This is a genomic window from Phycicoccus avicenniae (genome assembly GCF_050496545.1).
In the GTDB taxonomy this organism is placed as follows: Bacteria; Actinomycetota; Actinomycetes; order Actinomycetales; family Dermatophilaceae; genus Phycicoccus; species Phycicoccus avicenniae_A.
The window spans coordinates 117666-136930 of sequence record NZ_JBNVZV010000008.1; the positions used below are offsets into that span (position 1 = coordinate 117666).

The 19265-nt window shown below is 72.6% G+C and carries 18 protein-coding genes; 7 read left to right on the top strand and 11 right to left on the bottom strand.

Annotated elements, in window-relative coordinates:
* Positions 1-105 precede the first annotated feature (105 nt).
* From ACQZ2A_RS09230 to ACQZ2A_RS09245, 4 genes are read left to right on the top strand one after another with little or no spacing between them, the layout of a single operon-like run.
* On the top strand, positions 106-1131 hold the full coding sequence (locus tag ACQZ2A_RS09230; RefSeq protein WP_430209873.1) for a LacI family DNA-binding transcriptional regulator: 1026 nt from the start codon (positions 106-108) through the stop codon (positions 1129-1131).
* Between the two features lie 40 nt (positions 1132-1171).
* Complete coding sequence (locus ACQZ2A_RS09235; protein WP_430209875.1) at positions 1172-2422, top strand: sugar ABC transporter substrate-binding protein; 1251 nt, start codon at positions 1172-1174, stop codon at positions 2420-2422.
* Positions 2419-3600 carry a carbohydrate ABC transporter permease gene (locus ACQZ2A_RS09240; protein ID WP_430209877.1) on the top strand — a complete coding sequence of 394 codons (1182 nt, stop codon included), beginning with the start codon at positions 2419-2421 and terminating at the stop codon, positions 3598-3600. Before ACQZ2A_RS09235 ends, ACQZ2A_RS09240 begins: the two co-directional genes overlap by 4 nt.
* Complete coding sequence (locus ACQZ2A_RS09245; protein WP_430209880.1) at positions 3597-4493, top strand: carbohydrate ABC transporter permease; 897 nt, start codon at positions 3597-3599, stop codon at positions 4491-4493. The genes ACQZ2A_RS09240 and ACQZ2A_RS09245 overlap by 4 nt, the downstream gene beginning before the upstream one ends.
* 76 nt (positions 4494-4569) lie before the next feature.
* On the opposite strand, the gene ACQZ2A_RS09250 is transcribed toward ACQZ2A_RS09245, so the two are convergent.
* The 4 genes from ACQZ2A_RS09250 to ACQZ2A_RS09265 all read right to left on the bottom strand — a co-directional run bounded on the left by ACQZ2A_RS09250 (position 4570) and on the right by ACQZ2A_RS09265 (position 11792).
* Positions 4570-7383: an aconitate hydratase gene (locus ACQZ2A_RS09250; protein ID WP_430209883.1), complete on the bottom strand. Its 2814-nt coding sequence runs from the start codon at positions 7381-7383 to the stop codon at positions 4570-4572.
* Between the two features lie 226 nt (positions 7384-7609).
* Complete coding sequence (locus ACQZ2A_RS09255) at positions 7610-8467, bottom strand: alpha/beta hydrolase family protein (RefSeq protein WP_430209886.1); 858 nt, start codon at positions 8465-8467, stop codon at positions 7610-7612.
* Positions 8467-9768 (bottom strand): class I SAM-dependent RNA methyltransferase, encoded by a 1302-nt coding sequence (locus tag ACQZ2A_RS09260; RefSeq protein ID WP_430209889.1) that lies wholly within the window; start codon positions 9766-9768, stop codon positions 8467-8469. Before ACQZ2A_RS09260 ends, ACQZ2A_RS09255 begins: the two co-directional genes overlap by 1 nt.
* Positions 9768-11792: an APC family permease gene (locus tag ACQZ2A_RS09265; RefSeq protein WP_430209892.1), complete on the bottom strand. Its 2025-nt coding sequence runs from the start codon at positions 11790-11792 to the stop codon at positions 9768-9770. The genes ACQZ2A_RS09260 and ACQZ2A_RS09265 overlap by 1 nt, the downstream gene beginning before the upstream one ends.
* 71 nt (positions 11793-11863) lie before the next feature.
* Between ACQZ2A_RS09265 and ACQZ2A_RS09270 the strand changes: the two genes are divergently transcribed.
* Together ACQZ2A_RS09270 and ACQZ2A_RS09275 are read left to right on the top strand one after the other, a co-directional pair.
* The gene (locus ACQZ2A_RS09270; protein WP_430209895.1) at positions 11864-12526 is read left to right on the top strand and encodes a potassium channel family protein; all 663 of its coding nucleotides are present in this window, start codon (positions 11864-11866) and stop codon (positions 12524-12526) included.
* 21 nt (positions 12527-12547) lie between these two features.
* Positions 12548-13240 (top strand): potassium channel family protein, encoded by a 693-nt coding sequence (locus ACQZ2A_RS09275; RefSeq protein WP_430209898.1) that lies wholly within the window; start codon positions 12548-12550, stop codon positions 13238-13240.
* Between the two features lie 13 nt (positions 13241-13253).
* Here ACQZ2A_RS09275 and ACQZ2A_RS09280 read toward each other — a convergent pair whose 3' ends face one another.
* The 7 genes from ACQZ2A_RS09280 to ACQZ2A_RS09310 all read right to left on the bottom strand — a co-directional run bounded on the left by ACQZ2A_RS09280 (position 13254) and on the right by ACQZ2A_RS09310 (position 18082).
* Complete coding sequence (locus ACQZ2A_RS09280) at positions 13254-13997, bottom strand: DUF3159 domain-containing protein (RefSeq protein ID WP_430209900.1); 744 nt, start codon at positions 13995-13997, stop codon at positions 13254-13256.
* Positions 13994-14353, bottom strand: coding sequence for an OB-fold nucleic acid binding domain-containing protein (locus tag ACQZ2A_RS09285; protein ID WP_430209903.1), 360 nt, complete (start codon positions 14351-14353; stop codon positions 13994-13996). Before ACQZ2A_RS09285 ends, ACQZ2A_RS09280 begins: the two co-directional genes overlap by 4 nt.
* On the bottom strand, positions 14353-15117 hold the full coding sequence (locus tag ACQZ2A_RS09290; protein WP_430209906.1) for a DUF3710 domain-containing protein: 765 nt from the start codon (positions 15115-15117) through the stop codon (positions 14353-14355). Before ACQZ2A_RS09290 ends, ACQZ2A_RS09285 begins: the two co-directional genes overlap by 1 nt.
* A gap of 37 nt (positions 15118-15154) precedes the next feature.
* The gene (gene dut / locus ACQZ2A_RS09295) at positions 15155-15652 is read right to left on the bottom strand and encodes a dUTP diphosphatase (RefSeq protein ID WP_430209909.1); all 498 of its coding nucleotides are present in this window, start codon (positions 15650-15652) and stop codon (positions 15155-15157) included.
* Positions 15640-15939, bottom strand: coding sequence for a DUF4193 domain-containing protein (locus ACQZ2A_RS09300; RefSeq protein ID WP_430209912.1), 300 nt, complete (start codon positions 15937-15939; stop codon positions 15640-15642). Before ACQZ2A_RS09300 ends, dut begins: the two co-directional genes overlap by 13 nt.
* Before the next feature lie 149 nt (positions 15940-16088).
* The gene (locus ACQZ2A_RS09305; RefSeq protein WP_430209915.1) at positions 16089-16973 is read right to left on the bottom strand and encodes an inositol monophosphatase family protein; all 885 of its coding nucleotides are present in this window, start codon (positions 16971-16973) and stop codon (positions 16089-16091) included.
* Positions 16973-18082 carry a ferrochelatase gene (locus tag ACQZ2A_RS09310; protein ID WP_430209918.1) on the bottom strand — a complete coding sequence of 370 codons (1110 nt, stop codon included), beginning with the start codon at positions 18080-18082 and terminating at the stop codon, positions 16973-16975. The genes ACQZ2A_RS09305 and ACQZ2A_RS09310 overlap by 1 nt, the downstream gene beginning before the upstream one ends.
* A 107-nt stretch (positions 18083-18189) precedes the next feature.
* On the opposite strand from ACQZ2A_RS09310, the gene sepH reads away from it, so the two are divergent.
* A complete protein-coding gene (sepH, locus tag ACQZ2A_RS09315; protein WP_430209920.1) occupies positions 18190-19263 on the top strand; it encodes a septation protein SepH in 1074 nt (357 codons plus the stop codon).
* Positions 19264-19265: the final 2 nt, after the last annotated feature.

Below are 19265 nucleotides of genomic sequence, written 5' to 3' on the forward strand. Positions count from 1 at the left end.
AGTGACGACCCTAGCCATTTGATCGTTCAAATCACACCCCTGTTTCGTCGGTTTGAACGTTCACAGCGCCGGAGGTCCCCTTCGGCCGACGGTCGAGGAGGACCGATGCGGGAGCCGCGGCAGCAGGACGGGCGGGTGACCATCCACGACGTCGCGCGCGCCGCGGGCGTCTCCCGCCAGACCGTCAGCAACGCCGTCAACAACCCCGAGCGGGTCCGCCCCGACACCCTCGAGCGTGTCCGCTCGGCCATCGACGACCTCGGCTACCACCCCTCCAGCTCGGCCCAGTCCCTGCGCAACCAGCGCTCCGGCGCCATCGGCCTCGAGCTGCACACGCTCGGCTCGCACAACGCCACCACGGCGCCCGTGCTCACCGAGCTGAGCATCGGCGCGGCACGCCACGGCTGCCACGTCGTCCCCTTCGGATCGGCCTCCGGCACACCGATGATCGAGGGCTACCGCGCCATGTGGGCCGGCCGCCTCGTCGATGCCTTCCTCGTCAGCGAGACCCACCACGGCGACCCGCGGCCGCCATGGCTGGAGGAGCGCGACATCCCGTTCGCCTCGTTCGGCCGGGTCTGGGACGACCCCACCTTCACCCGCTGGGTCGACGTCGACGGCGCCGCCGGTACCCGGGCCGCGGTCGAGCACTGCCTGGCCCAGGGCTACCGCACCATCGCCTTCCTCGGCTGGCCCGAGGGCTCGGTCGTCGGTGACGACCGACAGGCCGGCTGGGCCGAAGCCTGCGCCGCCGCGGGTGTCTCCCCCGGCCCCGTCGTCCGGGCCGAGCAGGACCTCGACGCCGCGTACGCCTCCGCCGTCCCGCTCGTAGCCTCGCTCTCCCCCGGCGACGCCGTCGTCTGCGCCTCCGACGTCCTCGCCCTCGGCGTCCACCAGGCCGCCGTCCGCGCCGGGCTCGAGCCGGGCCGCGACCTCGGCATCGTCGGGTTCGACGGCTCCGAGACCGCGGCGATGCACCACATCACCTCCGCCGCCCAGCCGTACGACGCCGTCGCCGAGGAGGCGCTGCTCCTCGTCCGCTCGGCGATGCGGGGCGAGGACCCCCCGGCCACGGGCTCCCTCCTGCGCCCCACGCTCCGCACGGACCGCAGCACCTCCCCCACCACCTGACCCCCTGCCAGACGCACCGCCCCTCACGAAGGAGTCACCGATGACCCGCACCACCCGACGCGCCGCCTTGGCCCTCACCCTCGCCGGAGCGCTCGGCCTGAGCGCCTGCGGCGGAAGCGGATTCGAGGAGGGCGACGGCTCGAGTTCCGCGCCCAGCAGCCAGAGCGGCCCCGTCACCCTGAAGTTCATGATCACCTCGAACGGCCCCGCTGACGTCAAGCTCCAGCAGGACACCGTCAAGGCGTGGGAGACCAAGACCGGCAACAAGGTCGAGATCGTCGCCGCCTCCGACATCAACCAGCAGCTGACCCAGGGCTTCGCCGCGGGCTCCCCGCCGGACCTGTTCTTCACCGACGCCAACGTCTTCCCGACGTACGCGAAGGCCGGGAACATGTATCCCTACGGCAAGCAGATCGCGAACTCCGGGGACTTCTACGAGGGCCTGACGAAGACCTTCACCTACGACGGGCAGGTCTACTGCGCCCCGAAGGACTTCTCCGTCCTCGCCCTGATCATCAACACCGACCTGTGGAAGGCGGCCGGGCTCACCGACGCCGACGTCCCGAAGACCTGGGCCGACCTCGAGGCGGTCGCCAAGAAGCTGACGACCGACAAGCAGAAGGGTCTCGTCATCGGCGACACCCGCGACCGGGTCGGCGCCTTCATGAAGCAGGCCGGCGGCTGGATCGTCAACGAGGACCAGACGCAGATGACGGCCGACAGCGCCGAGAACCTCGCGGGTCTCCAGGAGGTCCAGAAGCTCCTCTCCGACGGCAGCGCCGCGTTCCCGAAATCGGTCGACTCCGGCTGGGGCGGTGAGGCGTTCGGCACGAAGAAGGCCGCGATGACCATCGAGGGCAACTGGATCAAGGGTGCGCTCAAGGCCGACTACCCGAACATCAAGTACACCGCCGTCGAGCTGCCGGAGGGCCCGGCCGGCAAGGGCACGCTGAGCTTCACCCAGTGCTACGGCGTCGCCGCCGCGAGCAAGAACCAGGCCGCGGCCATCGACCTCGTCAACTACCTCTCGACGGCCGAGCCGTCGCTCGAGCTCGCCAAGGGCCTCGGTGTCATCCCGCCGATCAAGTCCGCCCGCGACGGCTACCTCCAGGCCTTCCCGGACGACGCCGCCTTCCTCGACGGCGCCGAGTACGCCCAGGGCCCGGTGACGGTCGCCGGGATGGACCCCGTCCTCAAGGACTTCGACAGCCAGATCGCCGGGCTCCCGAAGGCCGACCCGAAGGCCATGCTCGAGCGCCTGCAGAAGAACGGCGAGGCCGTCCTCAAGTGACGACCACCGCCCGGCGGACGACCACCTCCGCCCGCGCCGCAGAGGCGCGGTCGGGGTGGCTGTTCGTCACCCCCGTCCTCGTCATCCTCGGGCTCTTCCTCGTCGCGCCGATCCTCATCGCCCTCTGGGTGAGCGTCAGCGACTGGGCGGGCAAGGGGTCACCGTTGTCCGGGTCGGTGAGCTTCGTCGGCCTCGACAACTACAAGGCGCTCCTCGCGCAGGACTCGCTCGCGCGCAGCGACTTCGCGACGGCGATCCGGAACAACTTCTACTACGTCCTGCTCGTCGTCCCCATCCAGACCGTCCTCGCGCTGGGGCTCGCGATCCTGCTCAACCAGCAGAAGCTCAAGGGCCTCAGCTTCTTCCGCACGGCCTACTACTTCCCGTCAGTCACGAGCTCGGTCGCGATCGGGTCGGTCTTCCTCTTCCTCTTCGCCGGGGCCGGCAGCATCAACGCCATCCTCGGCGCGATCGGGGTGAACGGGCCGAACTGGTTCGCCGACCCGCGCGGCGTCGGGCACCTCCTCCTCGGCCTCGTCGGGGTCGGTGACGGCCAGAACGGACCGGCCGCACTCACCGACAACGGCGTCTTCAGCCTCACCTGGTGGGACTGGCTCGCCGGACCGTCGGTCGCGATGTGCACGATCATCGGGCTGGTCATCTGGGTCTCGGCGGGGGCGTACATGCTCCTCTTCCTCGCCGCGCTCCAGAACATCCCGGGTGACGTCTTCGAGGCCTCGGCCATCGACGGCGCCGGCACCGTCCGCACGTACTGGTCGGTCGTCATCCCGCAGCTCAAGCCGACGCTCTTCACCGTGCTGACGCTCGGGCTCATCGGGACGTGGCAGGTCTTCGACCAGATCTACATCATGTCCAAGGGCAACCCCGCCAAGACGACGCTCACCCCGGCCTACCTGGCCTACGACGCGTCCATCAACAACGGCGAGTGGGGCGCCGGGACGGCGATGTCGTTCATCCTCTTCGGGATCATCCTCGTGATGACCGCCATCCAGTGGCTCGTCATGCGCGACCGCGACACCCCGCTGTTCCGGCGGCGTCGGCGCGGCGGCACCGACCCCGGGGACGACGACGGCCCGCTGTCGAACCGGGCCCTCCCGACCGTCACCGCCACCGCGGGTGTCGGCCGCACCTCGAACACGTCCGGAGGCCTGTCATGACGACGACGACGGCACCACCCTCGACGACGGCCGTCGCCGGCGCCCCCCGGCGCCGGAAGCGGAGCAACCGCAAGGTCGCGCTGGTCTCGCTCGGCTACGCGCTGCTCATCGTGTTCGCGCTCCTGTACCTCTTCCCGTTCGTCATCCAGATCGGGACGAGCTTCAAGACCGACCCGGACGCGACGGCCTCGCCGCTCAACCCGATCCCGTCGACGTTCACGACGTCCGCGTACGCCCAGCTGTTCCAGCAGGACTTCCTCACGTGGACGAAGAACTCGGTCATCGTCACGCTCTGCGTCACGGTGGGCCGCGTCTTCCTCGTGAGCCTGGCCGGGTACTCGCTGGCGCGACTGCGCTTCCGCGGCCGCGGGGCGGTGACGGCGGGACTCATCGCGACGATGGCCGTGCCCGGCGTCGTGCTGCTCATCCCGAAGTTCCTCGTCCTCAAGCAGCTCGGGATGTACGACGCCTACTCCGGCATGATCGTGCCGCTGCTGGCCGACGCCGCGGGCGTCTTCATCATGAAGCAGTACTTCGAGAGCATCCCCGTGAGCCTCGAGGAGGCAGCCCGGCTCGACGGCTGCGGGCCGTTCCGCACCTTCTGGTCGGTCGTCCTGCCGATCGCCCGGCCGGCGCTCATCACCATCACGATCATCTCGTTCCAGTCGTCGTGGAACGAGCTGGCGCACATGCTCATCGCCCGGCAGGACCCCGCGCTCAACACGCTGACGACCGGCGTCGCGGGGCTGCTCACGGGTGCGCTGGGCGCGGGCAACCGCTACCCGCTCAAGCTCGCGGCCGCGGTGCTCATGACCATCCCGGTCGCGGTGATGTTCTTCGTCTTCCAGAAGCGCATCATCGGGGGCGCGCTCGAGGGAGGCGTCAAGGAGTAGCCGCCCCCGGTCGAGAGACGAGAACATGCCGTGCACCTGAGGGGGTGCACGGCATGTTCTCGTCGTTCGTCCAGCGTCAGCGCACGAGGCTCCGCAGCACGTACTGGAGGATGCCGCCGTTGCGGTAGTAGTCCGCCTCGCCGGGGGTGTCGATGCGCACGACGGCGTCGAACTCGACGTCCGCGCCCCCGTCCTTGCTCGCGACGACCTTCACCGACTTCGGCGTCGTGCCGTCGTTGAGCGCCTCGATCCCGGTGATGGAGAACGTCTCCGTGCCGTCGAGCCCGAGCGACTCGGCGTTCTGGCCCTCGGGGTACTGCAGCGGCAGGACTCCCATCCCGATGAGGTTCGAGCGGTGGATGCGCTCGTAGGACTCGGCGACGACGGCCTTGACGCCGAGGAGCGCGGTGCCCTTGGCGGCCCAGTCGCGCGAGGACCCGGAGCCGTACTCCTTGCCCGCGAGGACGACGAGCGGAACCCCGGCCTCCTGGTAGGCGGCCGACGCGTCGTAGATCGACGTCTGCTCGCCACCGGCGAGGAAGTTGCGGGTGAAGCCGCCCTCGACGCCGTCGAGGAGCTGGTTGCGCAGGCGGATGTTCGCGAAGGTGCCGCGGATCATCACCTCGTGGTTGCCGCGCCGCGAGCCGTAGGAGTTGAAGTCCTTGCGCTCGATGCCGTGCTCGGCGAGGTAGCGGCCCGCGGGGCTGTCGCCCTTGATCGAGCCCGCCGGGCTGATGTGGTCGGTCGTCACCGAGTCGCCGAGCTTGGCGAGCACGCGCGCGCCGCTGATGTCGGTGACCGGCGAGGGCTCCATCTGCATGCCCTCGAAGTACGGGGGCTTGCGGACGTAGGTCGACTCGGCGTCCCACGCGAAGGTGTCACCCTCGGGCGTCGGCAGCGACTGCCAGCGCTCGTCGCCGGCGAAGACGTCGGCGTAGTCCTTCTCGAACAGGTCGCGGGTGATGGCGCCGCGGATGGTCTCCTCGACGTCGGCCGGGGCCGGCCACAGGTCGCGCAGGAAGACGTCGTTGCCGTCGGTGTCCTGGCCGAGGGCGTCGGACTCGAAGTCGAAGTCCATCGTCCCGGCGAGGGCGTAGGCGATGACCAGCGGCGGGCTCGCGAGGTAGTTCATCTTGACGTCCGGGTTGATCCGGCCCTCGAAGTTGCGGTTGCCCGAGAGCACCGCGGTGACCGCGAGGTCGTTCTCCTGGATGGCCGCCGAGATCTCCTCGTGGAGCGGGCCGGAGTTGCCGATGCACGTCGCGCAGCCGTAGCCGACGAGGTGGAAGCCGAGCTTCTCGAGGTAGGGCCACAGGCCGGCGGCCTCGTAGTAGCCGGTGACGACCTTGGAGCCGGGCGCCATCGAGGTCTTGACCCACGGCTTGGCGGCCAGGCCGCGGTCGACGGCGTTCTTCGCGAGGAGCGCGGCGGCGATCATCACCGACGGGTTCGAGGTGTTGGTGCACGAGGTGATCGAGGCGATCGAGACGATGCCGTGGTCGATCTCGAAGCTCGTGCCGTCGGAGAGCGTGACCGGCACGCGGCGGCTCGGGCGGCCGGAGGCCGACCCCTCGTGCGCCGGCGCCTCGCCACCGTTCTGCCCGTCGGGGCTGCCCTGCGGGGTCGGGTCGGAGGCCGGGAAGGACGAGGCCTCGCCGTCGGAGCCCTCCTCGTGCGCGACGTAGGTGGGCAGCACCTCGCGGAACGCGGTCTTGGCCTGCGTGAGCTCGATGCGGTCCTGCGGGCGCTTCGGGCCGGCGATCGAGGGCACGACCGTGGTGAGGTCGAGCTCGAGCTTTTCGGAGAAGCGCGGCTCGGCGGCCGGGTCGAGCCAGAGGCCCTGCTCCTTGGCGTAGGCCTCGACGAGGGCGACGTCCTCGTCGGCGCGGCCGGTGAGGCGCAGGTACTCGAGGGTGACGTCGTCGATCGGGAAGATCGCACAGGTGGAGCCGAACTCGGGGCTCATGTTGCCGATGGTCGCGCGGTTCGCGAGCGGGAGGGCCGAGACGCCGGCGCCGTAGAACTCGACGAACTTGCCGACGACCCCGTGCTTGCGCAGCATGTCGGTGATGGTCAGGACGACGTCGGTGGCGGTGACGCCGGGGTTCATCTCGCCGGTCAGCTTGAAGCCGACGACACGCGGGATGAGCATCGAGACGGGCTGGCCGAGCATCGCGGCCTCGGCCTCGATGCCGCCGACGCCCCAGCCGAGCACGCCGAGGCCGTTGACCATCGTCGTGTGGCTGTCGGTGCCGACGCAGGTGTCGGGGTAGGCGACGCCGTCGCGGACCATGACCGTGCGGGCCAGGTGCTCGATGTTGACCTGGTGGACGATACCGGTGCCCGGCGGGACGACCTTGAAGTCGTCGAAGGCGGTCTGGCCCCAGCGCAGGAACTTGTAGCGCTCGCCGTTGCGCTGGTACTCGATCTCGACGTTGCGCTCGAAGGCGTCGGCGCGGCCGAAGACGTCGATCTGGACGGAGTGGTCGATGACGAGCTCGGCCGGGGCGAGCGGGTTGATCTTCGAGGCGTCGCCGCCGAGGTCCTTCATCGCCTCGCGCATCGTCGCGAGGTCGACGACGCAGGGGACGCCGGTGAAGTCCTGCATGATGACGCGCGCCGGCGTGAACTGGATCTCGGTGTCGGGCTGGGCGTCCTGGTCCCAACCGCCGAGGGCGCGGATGTGGTCGGCGGTGATGTTGGCGCCGTCCTCGGTGCGCAGGAGGTTCTCCAGGAGCACCTTGAGGCTGTACGGGAGGGACTCGCTGCCCTCGACCGACCTCAGCCGGTAGATCTCGTAGGACCGCTCACCCACCTCGAGCGTTCCGTGGGCGTCGAAGCTGTTCGTGCTGGCCACCGGGGCTCCCTTCTGCGTCGTCGCGCGACTCATCCCGTGATTTATCTTGATGTCAAGATATCTAACCACACCGGGTCGTCTCGGTCGAGCCTATGCCCGCTCCCCGGACGTCGCCCCGTTCGTCGTCACCCGTGACCGGGTCGGGTGGGCGCACGAAGTTCCGCGCCGTCACGGTGATGACGGGGAAGGTAGGCGGGGACGGGGATGCATCCGCGTCATCTGCCATCTTCCGCGCCGTCACGGTGGTGACGCGGAAAGGTCAGAGGGCCTCGAGAAGGCTGACGGTGCGGGCCCAGGCCGGCGACGCGGGATCGACCTGGTCGAGGTGCTCGCCGGGCACCTCGACGAGCGTCGCCTCTCCCCCGGCAGCCAGGGCCGCCTCCACGTAGGACCGCGACTGCGACGGCGGGACGGTCGTGTCGCCGGTCCCGTGCACGCACCACACCGGCACGTCGACCGGGACCTGGCCGAGGGGGTCGGCAGCGGCGTAGGTCTCGGGCCGGTCCTGCGGCGACCCGCCGAGGAAGTCCTGCACCGCGCCGAGCCCGAGGTCCTGCTCCGCCGCGGCCCGCAGGTCGAGGACGCCTGCCTGGCTGACCACGTGCGTCGGGACGACGCGTGCCGCACGCCAGCGCTCGAGGCGCCGCCGGCCGGCCGCCCACACGGCGAGCTGGCCTCCGGCGGAGTGGCCGAGGGCGACGACGACGCCCCCGGCCGCGCCGGCGCCCTCGAGGAGGTCGAAGGCCGCCGAGACGTCGTCGAGCGTCGCGGGGAAGCCGCCACCGCCACCGACCCGCCGGTACTCCACGGACAGCGACGTCCACCCCCGACCCACGAGGTCTTCGGCGAGCGGGCGGGCGAGCGAGATGTCGTACTGCTGCAGCCAGAAGCCGCCGTGCAGCACCACGACCGTGCCGCGCGAGGGACCCTTCGGGCGCAGCAGCTCGGCGAACTGCGAGGCGTCGGCGCCGTACGTGAGCAGCTCGGAGCCCGATGGTCTCGGCGCCGCGGGAGCCGCTGCGCCACAGGCCGACCCGGCGAGCACCGGAGCGGCGACCCCCGCCGCCAGCACCGCCCGGCGGCCCACCGATGCCGCCCCGGCCCCCCGGCCCGGCATCAGGCGTCCGGCACGAAGTGCGCGACGCACTCGACGTGGTGCGTCATCGGGAAGGCGTCGAAGGCCCGAAGGCTCTTGAGTCGGTAGCCCTGCGCGAGAAGGGTGGCGGTGTCGCGGGCCAGGGCGGCGGGGTCGCACGCGACGTAGGCCACCGCGCGCGGGCGCATCGCCGCGACGGCCCGGACGACGGCGGCGCCGGCGCCGGTGCGGGGAGGGTCGAGGACGACGACGTCGGCGCGCGGCGGCACGAGTGGCGAACGGGCCGGTCGCCGGGTGCGACCCCGGCCACGCCCTCGACCACGCTCCTCCCGCGGCAGCCCGAAGGCGTCGTCGACCCGCGCCGCGACGAGCGCGACGTTGCCGGCGGCGGCGAGGTCGCGCTCGGCCCGCTCGACCGCGGCCCGGTCGGCCTCGACGGCGACGACCTGGCCGGTGGGGCCGACCCGCTCGGAGAGCGCGGCCGCGAACAACCCCACGCCGCAGTACAGGTCGAGCGCGCGCTCGCCCGGCCGGACGTCGAGGGGTTCGAGGGCGGCCGCGAGGAAGGTGGCCGCGGCGCCGGGGTGCACCTGCCAGAATCCACGGGCGGAGACCGCGAAATCGTGCTCGAAGGAGACCGGCCCGTCGGCCGAGGACCACGTCGCCGCGACCCGCTCGACGACGTCCGGCACCGCACCTCCCGGCACCTCGACGGCTACCGGCTCCCCCACCGACGGCGCCACCGCGTCGACGGCGTCGGGCCCCGTCCACGACCGCTCCGTCACGCGCAACGAGTCCACGCCCGGCGCGGCGATGCGGCAGTGGTCGACGGGCACGACCTCGTGGGAACGGAAGCGCCGCAACCCGGCCCGTCCCTCGGCGTCGACGGCGAACTCCACGCGGGTGCGCCAGTCGAGGCCGCCGGCGTCACCGGGCACGGGCTCGACCTCGACGTCGACCTCGAGCCCGGCGAGGCGCGCCATCTGCTCGCGGACCACACCGGCCTTGAGCGCGCGCTGGCCGCCGAGCGACACGTGCTGGAGGTCGCATCCGCCGCAGGCCCCCGGACCGGCCCACGGGCACGGCGGCTTCACCCGGTCCGGCGAGGCGACGTGCACGACAACGGCATCGGCCCGGACGAACCGCGCCCCGGACCCGATCTCGGTGACCCGGGCGGTCACCCGCTCCCCCGGGACGGCGTGGCGCACGAAGAGCACCTGGCCCTCGTGCCGGGCGACGCCGTGGCCACCGTGCGCGAAGGCCGTGACCTCGACGTCGACCTCGTCACCGACCGCCAGCCCCGACCCCTCGGGCCGGGCCATCACTCGCCGCGGCGGACGTCGCCGACGACGGGGCCGTCCATCCGCTCCTCGACACCCTCGGAGGACGCGAGCTGCCACGGCACGGACGAGACCATCACGCCCGGCGTGAAGAGCAACCGGGTGCGCAGTCGCAGCGCGCTCTGGTTGTGCAGCAGCTGTTCCCACCAGTGACCGACGACGTACTGGGGGATGTAGACGACGACGAGGTCACGCGGGCTGTCGGTGCGGATCGACTTGACGTAGTCGACGACCGGCCGGGTGATCTCGCGGTACGGGCTGTCGAGGGCCTTGAGCGGCACCGGGATGTCGCGCCGGTCCCACTCGGCCTGGAGCGCGCGGGTCTCGTCGGGCTCGACGTCGACGGTCAGCGCCTCGAGGATCGAGGGGCGGGTGGCCCGCGCGTAGGCCAGCGCGCGCAGCGTCGGCTTGTGGATCTTGGCGACGAGGACGATGGCGTGCACCCGCGAGGGCAGCAGCTGGTGCTTGGTGTCGCCCTCCATCACCGTCAGCTCGTCGCGCACGCGGTCGTAGTGGCGGCGGATGGCGAGCATGAGGAAGAACAGCACCGCCATCGCGGCGATCGCGTACCCCGCCCCGTGGGTGAACTTGGTCGCGAGGACGACGAGCAGCACGGTGCCCGACATCGTGGCGCCGACGGCGTTGATGGCCCGGCTGCGCATCATCCGCGCCCGCCCGGCCGGGTCCTTCTCGACCCGCAGGTGCCGGTTCCAGTGCCGCACCATCCCGATCTGGGAGAGCGTGAAGGAGACGAAGACCCCGACGATGTAGAGCTGGATGAGGCGGGTGACGTCGGCGTTGAAGATGACCACGAGCGCCGCCGCCGCCCCGGCGAGGATGAGGATGCCGTTCGAGAACGCGAGACGGTCGCCGCGGGTGTGCAGCTGGCGCGGGAGGAAGCCGTCGCGGGCGAGGATCGACCCGAGCACGGGGAAACCGTTGAAGGCCGTGTTCGCGGCGAGCACGAGGATGAGGCCGGTGACGATCGAGACGAGCACGACCCCGATGGGGAAGTCGGAGAAGACCGCCTTGGACACCTGCCCCATGACGGTGTCCTGGATGTAGGAGTCCCCGACCGGGACGCCGTCGCGCAGGAGCTGCCTCGCCTCGTCCTCGGCGTAGTGCACCTGGGTCCAGTTGGCCAGGACGATCATCGACATGAGCATCGTGACGGCGATGCTGCCCATGAGCAGCAGCGTGGTGGCGGCGTTGCGGCTCTTGGGCTTCTGGAACGCCGGCACGCCGTTCGAGATGGCCTCGACCCCCGTGAGCGCGGCACATCCGGAGGAGAAGGCCCGCAGCAGCAGGAAGGCCATCGCGAGCGTGCCGAGCTGCTCGTACCCGTCCTCGGGCGCGAGGGTCAGGGACGCACTCTCGGCGAGCGGCAGGTCACCGGAGAGCTTGCGGTAGAAGCCGAAGAGCGCCATCCCGATGACGGCGGCCATGAAGAGGTAGGTGGGCACGGCGAACGCCGCCCCCGACTCGCGCACGCCGCGCAGGTTCATCGCGGTGAGCAGCACGATGATGACGACGCCGACGATCGCCTCGTGCCCCCGGACGAACCCGAAGGCCGCCGCGGCGTTCTGCACGCCGGAGGAGATGGAGACCGCGACGGTGAGCACGTAGTCGACGAGCAGCGCGCTGGCCACCGTGAGGCCGGCGCGCGGGCCGAGGTTGACGCTGGCCACCTCGTAGTCGCCTCCGCCGGAGGGGTAGGCGTGCACGTTCTGCCGGTAGCTCATGATGACGACGGCCATGACGACCACGACGACGAGCGCGATCTTCCAGGACTGGGTCAGCGCGAGCGCACCCCCGGCGAGGCCGAGGGTGAGCAGGATCTCGTCGGGCGCGTAGGCGACCGACGACAGCGCGTCGCTGGCGAAGACGGGCAGCGCGAGCTTCTTCGGCAGGAGGGTCTCGCCGAGGCGGTCGCTGCGCATCGCACGACCGAGCAGGACACGCTTGACGAGGCGACCGGGTGTGGACACGAGGACAACTGTAGGCATGACGGGGCCCCGCGGTGCACACGTCCCGGACCACGGCTCGCACCGGTGGCGGCCGTAGTAGCGTCGGGGCCGTGCACTTCGTCATCATGGGCTGCGGCCGGGTCGGCGCCTCGCTCGCCCGCGCCATCGAGCGCGCCGGCCACGAGGTCGCCGTCGTCGACCAGGACGAGTCGGCCTTCCGGCGGCTCGGCACCTCCTTCGAGGGGCGCACGGTCACCGGCGTCGGGTTCGACCGCGACTGCCTGCGCGCCGCCGGCATCGAGAACGCCTACGCCTTCGCGGCCGTCTCGAGCGGTGACAACTCCAACATCCTCGCCGCGCGCGTGGCCCGCGAGAAGTTCGGCGTCGAGAACGTGGTCGCCCGCATCTACGACCCCGGCCGCGCCGAGATCTACCAGCGCCTCGGCATCCCCACCGTCGCCACGGTGAAGTGGACGAGCGACCAGATGCTGCGCCGCCTGCTCCCGCAGGGCCACGTCCCCGAGTTCACCGACCCCTCCGGCCGCGTCGTCATCGCCGAGATGCCGGTGTCCGCGCCGTGGATCGGACGCCGGGTCACCGAGATCGAGCAGGCGACGGGTGGGCGGCTGGCCTACCTCACCCGCCTCGGCGACGGCCTGCTGCCGGGCGCCGACACGGTGTACCAGGAGGGCGACCTCATCCACCTCGCCCTGCGTCGCGACGACCTTGCCGCCGCCGAGCGCGCGCTCGACGCCCCTCCCCCCGCCCACTGACCCCGAAAGAGGCCACCCTCCATGCGCGTCGTCATCGCCGGAGCCGGTTCGGTCGGGCGCTCCATCGCCCGCGAGCTGATCCGCAACGGGCACCACGTGCTCCTCGTCGACCGTGAGGCCGACGGCGAGCGGGTCTCCAAGGTCCCCGATGCCAGCTGGCTGCAGGCCGACGCCTGCGAGATCGACTCCCTCACCGAGGCCGGGCTCGCCGACTGCGACGTCGTCGTGGCCGCCACCGGTGACGACAAGGTCAACCTCGTGCTCTCGCTGCTCGCCAAGACCGAGTTCGGCGTGCCGCGCACCGTCGCCCGCGTCAACAACCCCAAGAACGAGTGGATGTTCGACGAGGCCTGGGGCGTCGACGTCGCCGTCTCCACCCCGCGCCTGATGACCGCCCTCGTCGAGGAGGCCGTCAGTGTCGGCGACCTCGTGCGGATCTTCGAGTTCCAGCAGGGTCGGGCGATGATGGTCGAGATGACCCTGCCCGTCGGCAGCCCCTACGCCGGCTCGCGCGTCGGCGACGTCCCGTTCCCCGGCGACACCGTGCTCACCGGCATCATCCGCGACGGGCACCCCATCGCCCCGAGCCGCGACGACGCCCTCGAGCCCCTCGACGAGCTGCTCTTCGTCACCACCCCGGACGCCGAGCCCGAGCTCGAGTCCCTCCTCTCCCCCGGCCAGCGCCACAAGCGCGAGGAGGACCCGGAGGGCTGAGGCGTCCGGGGGCTCAGGCCTCGCGGTCGGTGACCTTCGCGTCGCTCTCGTCCTGCTCGTCCTCGGCGCCCGGGCCCTCACCCGGTTCCAGCGGCGTGTGCCCCGAGACGAGCATCCAGCCCATGACCGCCAGTCCGGCGACCCACAGCGGCCAGCCGAGTGCGATCTTGGCCGCCCCGAGCAGCGTCACGTGCGAGCCGAGGTACAGCGGCACCATGATGGCGAGCCGCACGACGTAGATCGCGACGAGCACCCAGGTGAGGCGCGTGCAGACGCGGACGAGACCGCGGTCCCGGCGCCAGCCGAAGGGGTCCTCCTGCGCCCTGGGGTCGCCCGCGCCCACGATGAACCCGACGAACGGCCAGCGGGTGGCGATGGACACCAGGCTCGCCACGAGAAAGGCTGCGCTGGTGAGGATCCCGGGGAGGAACGCGTCCTCGGCCTGCCCCGAGCGCAGCGCGAAGAACGCGGCGATCGCCGTGGCGAAGACCGCCCCGAGCACGTGCTGGAGCGAGGAGCGCTGGACGACGCGGACCGCGGCCAGGACGAGCGCGACACCGATGGCGGCGATCGCGGCGGTGCGCACGTCGTGGTCGGTGACCGACCAGGCGAGGACGAAGACGACGGTCGGGAGCGCGGTCTCGACCGAGCCGCGCCAGCCGCCGAGCGCGACGGAGAGTCGGTGGCGGATGAGTGCCTCGACGGTCTCCGCGCGCGGGCCGTGGGCGTCGGGAGCGGAGGGAGCGGGGGTCGTCACTGCTTCGGGATGATCTCGTAGGCCGGGTTGAAGATCGTCGGGTTGCCCTTGACGGTGGCGACCCGGCCGCGGGCCCGCACGAACGTGCCCGGCTCGATGCCGCCGATGGAGCGCCGGCCCACCCACACGAGGTTCACCGCGCCCTTGCCGTCCCAGATCTCCGCGACGAGCGCCGGCACGCTGGTCTTCGGCGGGAGCGTGACGGTGCGGACCGTGCCGCACACGCAGGCGGCGTGCCGGGGGGCCAGCGCGGTGAGGTCGTCGCCGCCCTCGGAGACGGTCTGCTCGCGCAGCTCGTCGGCGTGCTGCTCGGTGGTGGTGCGCGCCAGGTCGCGCAACCGCTCGCGCACGCCCATCAGCGCACCTCGGTGATCTCGGGCCCGCGCTCGAACGGGTCGAGGGTCTCGGGCGCGTCCTCGTCCTGCGCCGCCTCGGCCTCGGGCTGGGCGTCCTGCGGCAGGGTGAGCGGCAGCAGCTCGCGGGGGGCCATCGGGTCGCCCCCGCGCACGACGACGACCTCGCGCAGGACCTCGAGGAGGGTGTCGGCGGCGTCGTCGTCGATGGCCGCGCGGCCGGAGAGCACCCCGCGCAGGAACCAGCGCGGACCGTCGACCCCGACGAAGGTGGCGGGGGCGAAGACGGTGCGCCCGTCGGGGCCGGCCGACGGCATGCGGGTGCGCAGCTGGGTGCCGAGGTCGCTGTCGCGCTCCTCGACGGTGCCGCCCTGCTGCTCGACGGCCATCGCGATCTCGCGGCGGATCTCGCGCCACAGGCCGCTGGAACGCGGTGCGGCGAAGGCCTGGAGCTGGAGGGCGGACTCGCCGATCACGGCGGTGGCCGCGTTGACCTGCTGGCTCTCCTGCTCGACCTCGAGACGCAGCTCCATCCCCGGGACGCCACGGACCCACAGCGCGCCGAGGTCGACGCGGCCGTCCCGGCCGTCGACCTCGGTGACGTCGAACGGACCGGCCTCGCGCGAGGCCGCGCCCGGGTCGCCCGCGTCCTCGTCGGACCCGGTGCCCTCGTCGGAGGCGGTGCCCTCGAGGTCGGCGTCCGGGGCGACGTCCTCGGCGACCTCGGGCTCGGCGGAGGTGGTCTTGCTCCTGCGGAAGATGCTCACGGCAGTGGGGTCCTCGGGTGTCTGGTGGTCGGCGGGCTCACCGGTGACCGGCGGAGCCGAAGCCCCCGGTGGACCCGTGTCCAGTCTCCCCCCGCGCGCTCTCCGGAAGCGAATCGGCCTCCGAGAAGTCGCCGTGGAGGTACTCCTGGACGACGAGCTGGGCGATGCGGTCGCCCACCCGCACGGTGAACGGCTCGGAGGGGTCGAGGTTCACGAGGTTGACGAGCACCTCGCCGCGGTAGCCGGAGTCGACGGTGCCGGGGGCGTTGACGATGCTCACGCCGTGGCGAGCGGCCAGCCCCGAGCGCGGGTGCACCAGGCCGACGCTGCCCGGGGGCAGGGCCAGCGCGATGCCCGTGGGCACGAGGGCGCGCTGGCCCGGGGCGAGCGTCACCTCGGCGACGCTCGTGAGGTCGGCGCCGGCGTCGCCGTCCTTGCCGTACGCGGGCAGCACCGCATCCGGGTGCAGGCGCCGGACGGCGACGGGGACACGGGTCGGCGCGGCCACGGGGTCGGGGCCGCTCAGGCCGCGCACTCCCGGCACACGAGCACCCCGGAGGTCTCGCTGGCGAGCTGGCTCCGGTGGTGCACCAGGAAGCAGCGCGAGCACGTGAACTCGTCGGCCTGGCGCGGGAGGACCCGCACGGACAGCTCCTCGCCGGACAGGTCCGCCCCCGGCAGCTCGAAGCCCTCGGCCTGCTCGGTCTCGTCGACGTCGACGGCCGAGGCGCGCTTGTCGACGCGACGGTTCTTCAGCTCCTCGATGGAGTCCTCGGAGAGCTCGTCGTCGGTCTTGCGCGGTGCGTCGTAGTCGGTTGCCATCGTGGATGTCCACCCTTCGTCGTGCGATCGGCCCTGACAACGCGTGGAGTGCCGGGTTTGTGCCCGCTCCCGGGGCCGTGCGCGCCAGATTGTGCACCATCGCCGGTCGGGCCCGCCACGCGGGTCCATCCCGCGGCCGCGGGACGGCCTCAGGCGGGGTCCCCGACCGACCCGACGTGGCGGGCGGAGAGCTCGCGGACGAGGGCGGCCAGCTCCTCGGCGACCCCCGGCGCCGCGGCCCAGGTGAGGTCCCGGGTGGTCACGCCGCCGACCTCGCCGCCGACGAGCGCACCCGCCTCGGTGGCCACGAGCTCCCCGCCCGCACGGTCCCAGGCGTTGAGCCCCGTCTCGTAGTAGCCGTCGAGGCGACCGCACGCGACGGCGCAGAGGTCGAGGGCGGCGCTGCCGTGACGTCGCACGTCGCGGACCCTCGGCAGCAGCTCGACCAGGGCGCGGGCCTGGCGCTCCCGGAGGGCGGCGTCGTACCCGAAGCCGGTCCCCACGAGGGAGAGACCGAGGTCGGTGACGGGGTTCGCCCGCAGGACGCGGGAGCCACCCGGCGTCGTGAGCCGCGCGCCACCCCCGAGGTGGGCGTGGAACAGCTCGGCGCTCGGGGGGCCCAGGACCGCGGCGGCCACCGGTCGCCAGGCACCGGGCCGTGCCGGGTCCCCGACGACGGCAGCGACCGAGACGGCGTACTCGGCCGCGTCGTAGAGGTAGTTGATGGTGCCGTCGATCGGGTCGATGACCCAGGTGACGCCACTCGTGCCGGTGCGTCCGCCCTCCTCCTCCCCGAGCACGCCGTCGTCGGGGCGCAGCGCGCCGAGCCGGTCGAGCAGGAGCTCTTGGCTGCGCTGGTCCATCTCGGTGACGACGTCGGTGCGGGTGGACTTCGAGGACGTCCCGAGCCGGCGCGGGCGGTCCTCGAGGACGAGCCGGCCGGCCTCGCGCGCCACCGTGCAGGCGACCCGCTCGAGGTCGGCGAGGTCCAGGCCCGGGGGCAGGGCGGGCGGGGCCGAGGGGGCGGAGGACATCAGTCGCGGCCGCAGAGCGCGGGCTTCGCGACCCGCAGGTTGGGGCAGCAGCCCGGGGCACACACGGACGGCCGGACGTCGCCGGGCAGCCAGGAGTCGGGGACGACCACCTCGCCGCGCGCCTCCGCGGCCCGCTCGAGGAGCAGGTCGGCCAGGCCCTCGACGAACTCGTCGTCGCCGTGGGGGGTCGGCACGCGGACGAACGGGACGCCCACCCGCTCGGCGGTCTCGGCGGCCTCGGTGTCGAGGTCGTGGACGACCTCCATGTGGTCGGAGACGAACCCGATGGGCACGACGACGACCGGGGCGGAGGCGTCCTCGGCGGCGAGCTCCTCGATGCGGTCGTTGACGTCCGGCTCCAGCCACGGCTGGCTCGGCGGGCCGGAGCGCGAGCAGAACACGAGCTCGCCGCGCAGCTGCGTACCCAGCTCGGCGCCGACGGCCTCGTCGAGGCGACGGGCCAGCCGCAGGTGCTGGTCGGTGTAGAGGTTGCCCTCGCCGTCGCCGGGCCCGGAGGTGTCGTCCATCGCGAGGGGCACCGAGTGCGTCACGTAGAGGACCCGGGCGGCGGAGGGGTCCGGCAGGGTGCGCAGCGCGGTCACCATCGCGCGCGTCCAGGCCCGGCCGAGCCGCGGGTGGTGCACGTACTGGCGCACCTTGTCGATGACGAGGCCGTCGGCCGCCGGGCCGACCTCCTCCAGCGCGCCCGCGAGGTCCTCGCGGTACTGCCGGCAGGAGGAGTAGCAGGAGTAGGCGCTCGTGAAGAGCGAGACGACCCGGGTCGCGCCCTGGTCGAGGGCCTCGTGCAGTGCGCCGGCGAAGAACGGCTCGGAGTTGCGGTTGCCCCACACCACGGGGACGTCGAGGCCGCGGCGCTCGAGCTCGGCGCGCAGCCGCGCCAGCAGGTCGCGGTTCAGGGCGTTGATGGGGCTCACGCCGCCGCGCGCGTCGTAGTGCTCGGCGACGGCGGCGAGCCGCTCGTCGGGGATGCCCCGGCCGGCGGTGACGCGGCGCAGGAAGGGCATCACCTCGTCCGGCCCCTCCGGGCCGCCGAAGGAGCCGAGGAGGACGACGTCGTACGGCGAGAGGTCGGCTGCGGGGTCGGGCATGGGTCCACGCTATCCGGGCAATCGCGGCGCGCCCGGCGTGGGCTCCACGATCCGGGCGGGCCGCGGTGGCATCGTCGGGGTGACGACGAGCGACCCGGGAGACCGACATGCAGGACCTTCGCCTGATCGGCGTCCACGAGGACGGACACCACCTCCTGCTCGCGGACGCCGACGGTGGCCGGTTCCGGCTGCCCCTCGACGAGCCGCTGCGGGCGGCGGCCCGGCGCGACCGGCCGCGCCTCGGCCAGCTGCAGATCGAGATGGAGGGCGGCATGCGCCCCCGTGAGGTGCAGTCCCTCATCCGGCGCGGCCTGTCCGCCGAGGAGGTCGCCGACCGCTCCGGCTGGAGCGTCGAGAAGGTGCGCCGCTTCGAGGGCCCGATCCTCGCCGAGCGCGAGCACGTCGCGCGCGTCGCCTCCGCGTGCGCCGTCGGCACCCGGGGCCCGGCCCCGGTCAGCCTCGCCGAGCGCGTCTCCGAGCGGCTGCGCGACCGCGGGGTCGAGCGCGACGACATCGAGTGGGACTCCGCCCGCGACGAGGAGGGCGTCTGGCAGGTCTCGATGACCTTCGCCGCCGGCGGGCGCCGGCGCACCGCGACCTGGCACTACGAGCCGCTCGGCGGGTCGGTCTCCCCCACCAACGACGAGGCCCGCTGGCTCAGCGAGGACTCCGCCTCCGGCCTCATCCCCACGCCGCACCGCACGCCCACCCCGGACGACCTCGACGTCTACGACGTCGACGCCGACGGCGGCATCGAGCGCAGCACCGAGGTCGTCCGCGCGGTCCACGAGCCGATCGACCTCATGGCCGCGATGCGCGAGCACAGCGCCCGGGGCCGGCGCTCCAAGCGCCGCTCCCCCAGCCACACGCCGGGCGAGGACCGCCCGCGCGAGGACGCCCTCCCCATCGAGGAGCTCGCCGGCGACCTGTCCCAAGCCGGTCCGCCGCCGGCCGCGCGGGCGCGCAAGCCGGTCGCCGAGCACCTCGAGGAGCCCACCCGCTCCAGGGCGATGGTCGGGGGCTGGCCCGAGGACGACGGCTCGCAGCAGCCCGAGACCGATGCCGCCCCGCGCGCGACGGGGTCCGACGACCGGACGGCCAGTGGCTCGCGCCGCGGCCGGCGCAGCGTGCCGAGCTGGGACGACATCGTGTTCGGCACGAAGGGCTCCGGCCCCTCCTGAGC

What these genes read in the sequence shown, in the direction of transcription:
- ACQZ2A_RS09230 (WP_430209873.1), top strand. Translation starts at nt 106, where the DNA reads ATGCGGGAGCCGCGGCAGCAGGACGGGCGGGTGACCATCCACGACGTC.
- ACQZ2A_RS09235 (WP_430209875.1), top strand. Translation starts at nt 1,172, where the DNA reads ATGACCCGCACCACCCGACGCGCCGCCTTGGCCCTCACCCTCGCCGGA.
- ACQZ2A_RS09245 (WP_430209880.1), top strand. Translation starts at nt 3,597, where the DNA reads ATGACGACGACGACGGCACCACCCTCGACGACGGCCGTCGCCGGCGCC.
- ACQZ2A_RS09250 (WP_430209883.1), bottom strand. Translation starts at nt 7,383, where the DNA reads ATGAGTCGCGCGACGACGCAGAAGGGAGCCCCGGTGGCCAGCACGAAC.
- ACQZ2A_RS09255 (WP_430209886.1), bottom strand. Translation starts at nt 8,467, where the DNA reads ATGCCGGGCCGGGGGGCCGGGGCGGCATCGGTGGGCCGCCGGGCGGTG.
- ACQZ2A_RS09260 (WP_430209889.1), bottom strand. Translation starts at nt 9,768, where the DNA reads ATGGCCCGGCCCGAGGGGTCGGGGCTGGCGGTCGGTGACGAGGTCGAC.
- ACQZ2A_RS09265 (WP_430209892.1), bottom strand. Translation starts at nt 11,792, where the DNA reads ATGCCTACAGTTGTCCTCGTGTCCACACCCGGTCGCCTCGTCAAGCGT.
- ACQZ2A_RS09275 (WP_430209898.1), top strand. Translation starts at nt 12,548, where the DNA reads ATGCGCGTCGTCATCGCCGGAGCCGGTTCGGTCGGGCGCTCCATCGCC.
- ACQZ2A_RS09285 (WP_430209903.1), bottom strand. Translation starts at nt 14,353, where the DNA reads ATGGGCGTGCGCGAGCGGTTGCGCGACCTGGCGCGCACCACCACCGAG.
- ACQZ2A_RS09300 (WP_430209912.1), bottom strand. Translation starts at nt 15,939, where the DNA reads ATGGCAACCGACTACGACGCACCGCGCAAGACCGACGACGAGCTCTCC.
- ACQZ2A_RS09305 (WP_430209915.1), bottom strand. Translation starts at nt 16,973, where the DNA reads ATGTCCTCCGCCCCCTCGGCCCCGCCCGCCCTGCCCCCGGGCCTGGAC.
- ACQZ2A_RS09310 (WP_430209918.1), bottom strand. Translation starts at nt 18,082, where the DNA reads ATGCCCGACCCCGCAGCCGACCTCTCGCCGTACGACGTCGTCCTCCTC.
- sepH (WP_430209920.1), top strand. Translation starts at nt 18,190, where the DNA reads ATGCAGGACCTTCGCCTGATCGGCGTCCACGAGGACGGACACCACCTC.